Annotated in this window: 8 protein-coding genes; all 8 read right to left on the minus strand. The window is 38.9% G+C overall.

Annotation, left to right across the window (positions count from 1 at the left end; translation table 11 throughout):
* Nucleotides 1-317: 317 nt before the first annotated feature.
* The gene (locus AACL61_RS05305) at nucleotides 318-1,022 is read right to left on the minus strand and encodes a class A sortase (RefSeq protein WP_003667224.1); all 705 of its coding nucleotides are present in this window, start codon (nucleotides 1,020-1,022) and stop codon (nucleotides 318-320) included.
* Nucleotides 1,023-1,071: 49 nt separating this feature from the next.
* Nucleotides 1,072-1,962, minus strand: a complete 891-nt coding sequence (locus AACL61_RS05310; protein WP_003667221.1) for an alpha/beta hydrolase — start codon at nucleotides 1,960-1,962, stop codon at nucleotides 1,072-1,074.
* A 13-nt stretch (nucleotides 1,963-1,975) separates the two neighbouring features.
* Complete coding sequence (locus AACL61_RS05315; RefSeq protein WP_339111087.1) at nucleotides 1,976-3,262, minus strand: PTS transporter subunit EIIC; 1,287 nt, start codon at nucleotides 3,260-3,262, stop codon at nucleotides 1,976-1,978.
* Nucleotides 3,263-3,421: 159 nt separating this feature from the next.
* Nucleotides 3,422-3,667, minus strand: a complete 246-nt coding sequence (locus tag AACL61_RS05320; protein ID WP_003665599.1) for a type B 50S ribosomal protein L31 — start codon at nucleotides 3,665-3,667, stop codon at nucleotides 3,422-3,424.
* Nucleotides 3,668-3,759: 92 nt separating this feature from the next.
* Nucleotides 3,760-5,037, minus strand: coding sequence for a UDP-N-acetylglucosamine 1-carboxyvinyltransferase (locus AACL61_RS05325; RefSeq protein ID WP_339111088.1), 1,278 nt, complete (start codon nucleotides 5,035-5,037; stop codon nucleotides 3,760-3,762).
* Nucleotides 5,038-5,305: 268 nt separating this feature from the next.
* Complete coding sequence (locus tag AACL61_RS05330) at nucleotides 5,306-6,910, minus strand: CTP synthase (protein ID WP_003671286.1); 1,605 nt, start codon at nucleotides 6,908-6,910, stop codon at nucleotides 5,306-5,308.
* A gap of 175 nt (nucleotides 6,911-7,085) precedes the next feature.
* Nucleotides 7,086-7,643 (minus strand): DNA-directed RNA polymerase subunit delta, encoded by a 558-nt coding sequence (rpoE, locus tag AACL61_RS05335; RefSeq protein WP_172401344.1) that lies wholly within the window; start codon nucleotides 7,641-7,643, stop codon nucleotides 7,086-7,088.
* A 45-nt stretch (nucleotides 7,644-7,688) separates the two neighbouring features.
* Nucleotides 7,689-8,099 carry a YwiB family protein gene (locus tag AACL61_RS05340; protein ID WP_102816007.1) on the minus strand — a complete coding sequence of 137 codons (411 nt, stop codon included), beginning with the start codon at nucleotides 8,097-8,099 and terminating at the stop codon, nucleotides 7,689-7,691.
* Nucleotides 8,100-8,248 lie beyond the last annotated feature (149 nt).

Below are 8,248 nucleotides of genomic sequence, written 5' to 3' on the forward strand. Positions count from 1 at the left end.
TTCACTTAATATGATACCTGATGTCACGCCGAATGGCGTTTTTTATTTACCACCAACTGGGTGGCTAACTTCATTCTATAATCCACCTTTTTCTTAATTTGGAATGGATTACAAATATTGCTAAAAATTTGCAAACAAAAAAGGGCCGTGATATAAGTTAAGTTACTTTCATAAAAAGCAAATACGCAGTACAACAATGGCCTCCAACGTCCGGCTCAAAAACCGAACATTGGAGGCCTATTGTTGCTTGCGGGGGCTCCCAGAGGCTTGCTTCGCGTCGAAAAACGAAGTCACAAGTGACTTCTGTCTCGCTCCCTTTAACGACCTGTTGTATATTTCTCGCTAAAATTCTTTTGCACATTTTGTGGTGCTTTCGTAAATGGTTCTGATTTAACAAATTTACCGCGGATCATCAACCGATTAGCCCCGGTAGCGTCACAAGTAATCAAAGTTATAATCTTTTCCGGCGTATTGTCTACCACATCAACCCGGGTTGCCGCAATGAATTCACGTTGATAAATCTTATATTCATAAACGCGATCCATGTTGGTGATATAAATCATCTGCCCTACCTTAGCATGATAGTACAATGGAGAAAAGAGGATTTTGCTCCCATGGGCCATATTATGACCAGCTAACGCATAGTTGCCTTCCCCCATCTTCATGTCTGGACGAAGGGTTCCTGCTGCTAACGCAAGAGTGGTATTATCAACCCCATTAGCAATTGGAATCGTCATATTAATAGCCGGAACCGTAATTGCTCCAATGGTATTAATCGATTGCTTATTTGCACGAGCCTTGGCAGCCGTTTGCAAGTTAAGATCTTTGACACTTTGAAAATCATAGGTTGCTTTTTTCTTTTGGTTGCTTTGAACCGTTTGCCGAGTAATCTCAGGTTTATAACTCCCTACTAAGTAAGACTTAATCTGCTGGTTAAAAATTAAGACAACTGATACCAGTAACAGTACAACAACCGCTGTCCACCGTAACCATTCAAATGATCGCTTTTTATCTTTTTTCACGATATTGAGCTCCTTACTTTTTATTATGAACTTAGTATAACCTGCTTAATTAATTTTGAGTAGCCCTCTGCTTATTTTGCGAATTAGGATTACCGTTGTCATTTGGATCAAGCAAATACTCTTCAATTAACCGTACAATCTGTTTATTTTGTGGCAAGTTAGAGTGTTGAGCATCTTTTCCCGTGACCGTCATTCTCGTATAATGGGCCACTTGTTTTTGATAAATGTATTTACCGGCATCGACGCTTCCTTCTGGGACGAGACCATCCGATGTATAAGTTTCTGTCCCCGCGACCGAATAAACTAATAGGTTTTTAGGAATCCGACTCCGATACTTTACAAAATCAGAAAACATTTGTGTCGGATGACTAACAGAAGATTCCGCAAAGTTGTATGGCGTTCCCAGTGTCATTAGCCTTTTAATTGTAATCGCATCTTTATATTCAGGGTAGTAATGTTCCAACCAATAAGTCCATACTAGTCCCCCATTGGAGTGGCCAAACGCCTTAAAGTTATTAAAGTTATACTCTTCCGTCAATCGTTCAAAGGCTTGATTAACCATTTGCGCTTGTTTCTTTATATTTTGATAGCCATCGCGATTATTCTCAAAGCCAATCACGATAATCGGCTCGTTATCGCCGCGATTTATCCATCCTTGCGAAACAATTTTACCGCTGTTCATTACTTCTAAGCGCAACACACTATGTTTTTTAGGGCTATCTTCGTTAAGTTTACGAATAAGTGGATTAAAGCGGTTTTGTGTTGCTGAGCTTCCAGGAACCATAATTATCGGTGACATTCTAGAATTATGTTGGGCAGCTAAATATTTATTTGTATCTTTCATCCAAAAATATGCTGGAATTGCCATTAGGACTAAGATCAATATTAGGCCAATCAATACTAAACGAGTATGGAGAATTGATTTAGTCATTCTTTTCATGACTGATCACGTCCTATTCTGCTAATGTTAAGCGATTTTCAACAACTAGGGCCATTTTTACAAAGGGGATATAGGCAGCGATATCGATTAAAAGCAATACCAAGGTAAAAATCAAAATTCCCCAATTACCATTTGTCCCCAAAAAACTAATAAGCGGTCCCGGTGTCCCCTGCAAAACCGGGTAAGGCGTTGAAGGTATTAAGTGAATCGCAATCGCTAAACTGGCAAGGAGAATGTTTACAATCGGTAAGAAGACAAATGGGATCAGAAATAATGGATTAAATACAACCGGTAAGCCAATCATTGCCGCATAATTAAAATTAAATAATGTTGGTAAGGCCGCCCACCGTGCAACACGATGCATATAGGAGCCATTAGAAGTTAACAGAATGGCAACTATCAAGGCAAGGATCAATCCATCGCCCCCAAAGTTAGCAAATGAATTATAAAGAGAACTGCCTAAAAACTCATACGGTACATTCCACGGAGTTCCATGAGCGAGCGCATAGTTCAAGTTAGCCGTAAATGAATCTCCAGATGTTAATGCCATCGAGGTGTATGGAACGCCTAATCCCAACCAATCAAATATTGTTAACCCCATCGTAGCTAATAACGTCAGCCATAATTGCCGATGCTCTTGGGCAGTCGTAACTAACGTGGAGTAACTTGTTGACCAAGCATGATAGATTGTGTTGGAATTTAAGAAAAGAGCAACCGTCACTCCAAAAATAAGACTAATTGTCATTGGCAGCATTGAACTAAATGATCGTTCTTTCAATAACGGCAACGCATTGGTATTATCACCATCTTTTGGTGGAGTTAACCACCGGTAAAGCTGACCGACTCCATATCCAAGAATTAAAACGATTAACAAACTGTTACCACTAAGGAGCCGTTGGTAAAAGCTAAGTGAAAATTGTGGGGAAAACTTACCATAACGATAAGACATTAGTAAAAGGGTCAGAATAGCTGTTATTCCCGCAAATTTACCGTCTCGCCGATACCTTTTCGCCGTAAACTTTGCTGCCATATAAACAGTATAAATTCCCAGAATCCCTAAAGTTAATTGACTAATGCTAGTTAATACAAATTGAATAACCCGCAACACGTTCTGTGGTATAACATCGAGAAAAGCAACATTATAAATAAAGCCATCTGGTTTAAAAACAGTTTTTAAAATCATCTTTGCCATCGTTCCAATAAAAACAATGGGAAAAATCATAATTAATGTCTGCCGGGTTATCCTAACGAAAGAATAACGATGCAGGGCAATTATTCGATTAATTATTTTTTCATGCATAGGTAGCCCCCCACTTTCTCAATTATCAATATTATACGCAGAGAAAGATCAATACTTAAAGACGCAAAATAACGTTAATAATGATTTATTGGACTTAATTCAAAAAAGCCGAGAAAAACTTTCGCTTTTCCCGGCTTTTTTGAATTGTAAGAAGTTCGATTACTTGAGACCGTACTTCTTGTTGAACTTGTCGACAGCACCGTCGGCTTGGGTAAACTTTTGCTTACCAGTGTAGAATGGGTGTGAATCTGAAGTAACTTCAACCCGAATTAATGGGTATTCATTACCGTCTTCCCACTTAACAGTTTCACTTGAAGTGGCTGTTGAGCCAGAGAGAAACTTGTAACCAGTAGATGAATCTTCAAAAACTACTGGATGATAATCTGGATGAATTCCTTGTTTCATAATTTATTACGCTCCTTTTGCCATGAATCATTGCCTGAAACATAGATAATCAACTTTAACAGGATACCACGATTTAAAGAAGTACGCAACTTCTAACCAATTTTTACTGAAGAATCGTCCTCAATAGAAACATTGGCATGAAGGCGATTAAGCTTCCATACAATTCGATCGTAACCCCGTAAAATATTTCCGGCATTATTAATTACAGTCTGTCCATCTGCCATTAATCCAGCAATGGTTAAAGCTGCTCCGGCACGAATCTCACCTGCAGAGACCTCTGCGCCATGAAGCTTTTCTGTATGTTTAACGATAATCATCCCATCATGTGCTTCAATCTTCATCCCCATTTTTTGTAATTGGGAAATGTGCTTTACACGCTTGGGATAAATGGTATCAACAATCATACTATCACCATCAGCAAGTGACATCAATGGGGTAAGCGGCTGTTGTAAATCAGTAGCAAAACCAGGGAATGGCATTGTCTTAACAGTAACCGGATGTAAATGACTGGATTTTGGTACATAAATCTTATCGCTATCGATTTGAAGTTCAACACCCATTTCAATCATTTTACTGGTAAATGATTCTAAGTGTTCAGGAATAACATTATGGATCATAACCCCATCACCAAGCGCTGCCGCCAAGGATAGGTATGTTCCTGCTTCAATTCGATCAGCAATAATTGTATGAGTATTCATTGACTGAAGTGTCTTTACTCCAGTGATACGGATAGTATCGGTTCCAGCACCCCGAATTTTGGCACCCATATTATTTAAGAATGTTGACAAGTCGATAATTTCCGGCTCACGAGCTGCATTTTCAATAATCGTTGTTCCTTCAGCGCGAACAGCTGCTAAGATAGCATTAATCGTTGCACCAACTGATACCATATCTAAAAAGATCCGAGACCCATGTAAGCCATTCGGCGCATCTAAATGAACAGTACCCTTTTCTTCGATAACGGTTGCTCCAAGTGCTTTAAATGCTTTTAAGTGTTGGTCAATTGGGCGGGGGCCGATATTATCGCCTCCCGGAAATGTTAATGTCGCGCGATGGAAACGACCTAATAATGCACCCATAAAGTAATAGGAAGCCCGAAGACTTTTAATTGCCTTGCTTGGAAGTTCAGCTTCTACGATTTGTGTTGGATCAATATCTAAAACTCCGTGACTAAACTCGGACTTTACATTCATTGACTCCAAAATAATCATCAGATTGTGAACATCCAAGATATCTGGAACCGTGTCAAACTCTACAGGGGTATCCGCAAGAATAGCAGCTGGAATTAATGCCACTGTACTATTTTTGGCACCACCGATCGTAACTTCGCCAGAAAGACGGTTTCCTCCTTGAATGATCATTTTCTTCATTTCTGCGTTTCCTCACTTAAAAATTTTAGTCTGTTTTTCATTTAAGCTAAGTTAATGATTATTTCAGTTACAAAACAGTCAACTGTAATGATAATGAAATATCAAGAGAATTACAACCTTTTATAAACAATCTTAAAAAAAATCATAAGGTCAGGCCAAAAATTAGCATATTTAACTTAAAATTTAACAATTCTACTAAACAAAAAACAAGAGAAGCGACATTCTTGCCCCCATCTCTTGTATTAAATATATTATACAATTTAAATTTTTATTTGTCCTCAGCAGCTGCTTTTACAAATGCAGCAAATAATCCTTCTGGATGATTAGGACGCGACTTGAATTCTGGGTGATATTGAGCAGCCACGAAGAATTTTTTATCAGGAATTTCAACTACTTCAACTAAATTCCGATCTGGGTTTACTCCAGAAATAACTAAACCATGGTTTTCCATTTCCTGACGGTAGTCGTTGTTGAATTCATAACGGTGACGGTGCCGTTCACTGATCATTGATTGGTTACCATAAGCCGCTGCCGCAACTGTTCCTGGCTTAAGCTTACATGGATATGCACCAAGCCGTTGTGTTCCTCCCATATTTTCAATGTCCGCTTGATCTGCCATCAAGTCAATAATATTGTGTTTAGTGTTTGTATCAAATTCAGTTGAGTTTGCATCAGTGTAGCCCAATACATCGCGTGCAAATTCAATACATGCTGTTTGCATTCCTAAGCAAATACCGAGATAAGGAACATCATTTTCCCGAGCATACTTAATTGCAGTGATCATTCCTTCTACTCCCCGATTTCCAAAACCACCAGGAACAAGAATCCCATCGTAGTCTTTCAATGTCTCTTCAACATTTTCTGGAGTAATGTTTTCAGCATTAAAGTGGTCAATCTTTACCTTAGCATTGACAGGATAACCAGCATGACGTAATGATTCATTAACTGAAATATAAGCATCCTGTAAGTCAGTATACTTACCAACCATCGCAATCTTAACGGTCTTAGTTAAGTCATGTTCAATATGATTTACCATTTCAGTCCATTCTGTCATGTCAGCTTCTGGCACGTTTAAACCAAAGTGGTCGACAACCAATTGATCCATTCCTTGCTTTTGTAAGTTTAACGGAATTTCATAAAGGGTATGAACATCCATCGATTCAACAACGGCTTTAGGATCAACATCACAGAATAAGGCGATCTTCTTCCGCATATCATCAGTAATTGGTTGCTCTGTCCGAACGACTAAAATGTTAGGTTGGATTCCTAAACCACGTAATTCGCGAACACTGTGTTGAGTTGGCTTAGTCTTCATTTCACCAGCAGCACGAAGATATGGTACTAAGGTAGTATGGATGTACAATACATTTTCACTACCCACTTCTTCTTTCATTTGGCGAATAGCTTCCATGAATGGTTGTGATTCAATGTCCCCAACTGTACCACCAATTTCGGTAATTACAACTTCAGCATCAGTACTTTCACCAGCACGCTTAATCTTGTCCTTAATGGCATTAGTGATGTGTGGAATAACTTGTACTGTCCCACCAAGGTAATCCCCACGGCGTTCCTTACGAAGAACTTCAGAGTAGATTTTACCCGTTGTAACATTTGAATATTTATTAAGATCATTATCGATAAAACGTTCATAGTGACCAAGGTCCAAATCAGTTTCTGTTCCGTCATCAGTCACAAAAACTTCACCGTGTTGGTATGGACTCATCGTACCGGGATCAACATTGATGTAAGGATCGAATTTTTGGATTGCAATCTTCAGGCCCCGATTTTTTAATAACCGTCCTAAAGAGGCAGCAACGATTCCCTTTCCTAATGATGATACAACTCCACCGGTTACAAAAATGTATTTCGTCATTGTCGTCTACTCCTTTTTTATATTTGCGGGTGTGATAATAGAAAAAACTCCCTATTTCAAATAAAACACTGAAACAGGGAGCTTATTTATCTACGAACTTATTGGCCTGTTTTTACAGGCGCCCAAGAAAAATAATACAGGGTCAATAAATAATAGTCAAGCACAAAGTTGAAAATCATTCGTCATCCTCGTCTTCATCTTCTTCATCATGTAATTCTGATAGCTGACCTTCAATACCGTCGTCAAGATCATCATCGTCGTCACTGAAGTCATCAGTGTCGTCATCATAATCATCTTCAGAATCAGTGTCATCGTCAGTATCAAGATCCTCATCTTCAGGATCATCATTGTCATAGTCAATTACATCGTCATCGTCATCGGTGTCTGCGAGGAAGGCATTGACTTTACGCCGCTTCTTCTTTGGACGATCATCCTCTTCATCTTCTTCGTTTTCACCAACTGTGGCTTCATCGATAGATTCGAATGGGTACCAAGCACGCAGACCCCAGGTGTTGTCACCAAGGGAAATAAAACTGCCATCAACATTTAAGTCAGTATAGAACTGTGCAAGACGTTCACGAATTTCCTCATCGCTCTTACCCAGATATTGCTGAACCTCGTTGGTTAAATCAACAAACGCCATTGCTTCTCCATGGTGAGCTAAAATAGCGTGTGCGACTTCAATCATTGAAAGTTCTGATTTGTCCTGACCGTCAAAAACCTTTAAATCCAAATTGGTGCACATCCCTTCAAAAAGTCTAAACTACATCATACAATATTAAGCAGCAAATTGCAATTCTAGTTGGTAACTACCTATTAATTGTCCCGCTTGTTTTAGTTGGTACTTAACAGAAAGGTAACCAGCCGGAGCCTTTACATCAACGTCTTTTTCCAAACTTTCTGTTAACACGTCAATTTTAATCATGCCGTATTCTGTTTGGTACCGCATGATGGTTTCTTGTGTTGGGTCTAAAAATAGGTTTGTTTCGACATTTCCACGCCTTCTTAAGCGGATTAGCTCATCTTCAAATTTAATTTGGACCGGCGTTTCTTGACTATCTTGGTGTTCAATGTACCGTAAATAATACTTACCATTCATTTCAACAAAAGTACCTTCTTCAGTAAAGGTAAATTTTTCTTGCTGTCCATTTTGATCAATGATCGTTGAGAGATTTACATGAACAGGAATTGCACTTTTGATAATAAACTCCTCCTTTCACTTTGCTCATCGTCATTATTATACTCTTTTTACCATTGAACTACTCCCACTTAGCTAAACCTACGGTTTAATGCTTGAAGTGGGAGATTCTGGAAACATCGCATACTTACCCTACCGAT

The sequence above is a fragment of the Limosilactobacillus reuteri subsp. porcinus genome, assembly GCF_036621895.1.
Lineage (GTDB): Bacteria > Bacillota > Bacilli > Lactobacillales > Lactobacillaceae > Limosilactobacillus > Limosilactobacillus reuteri_J.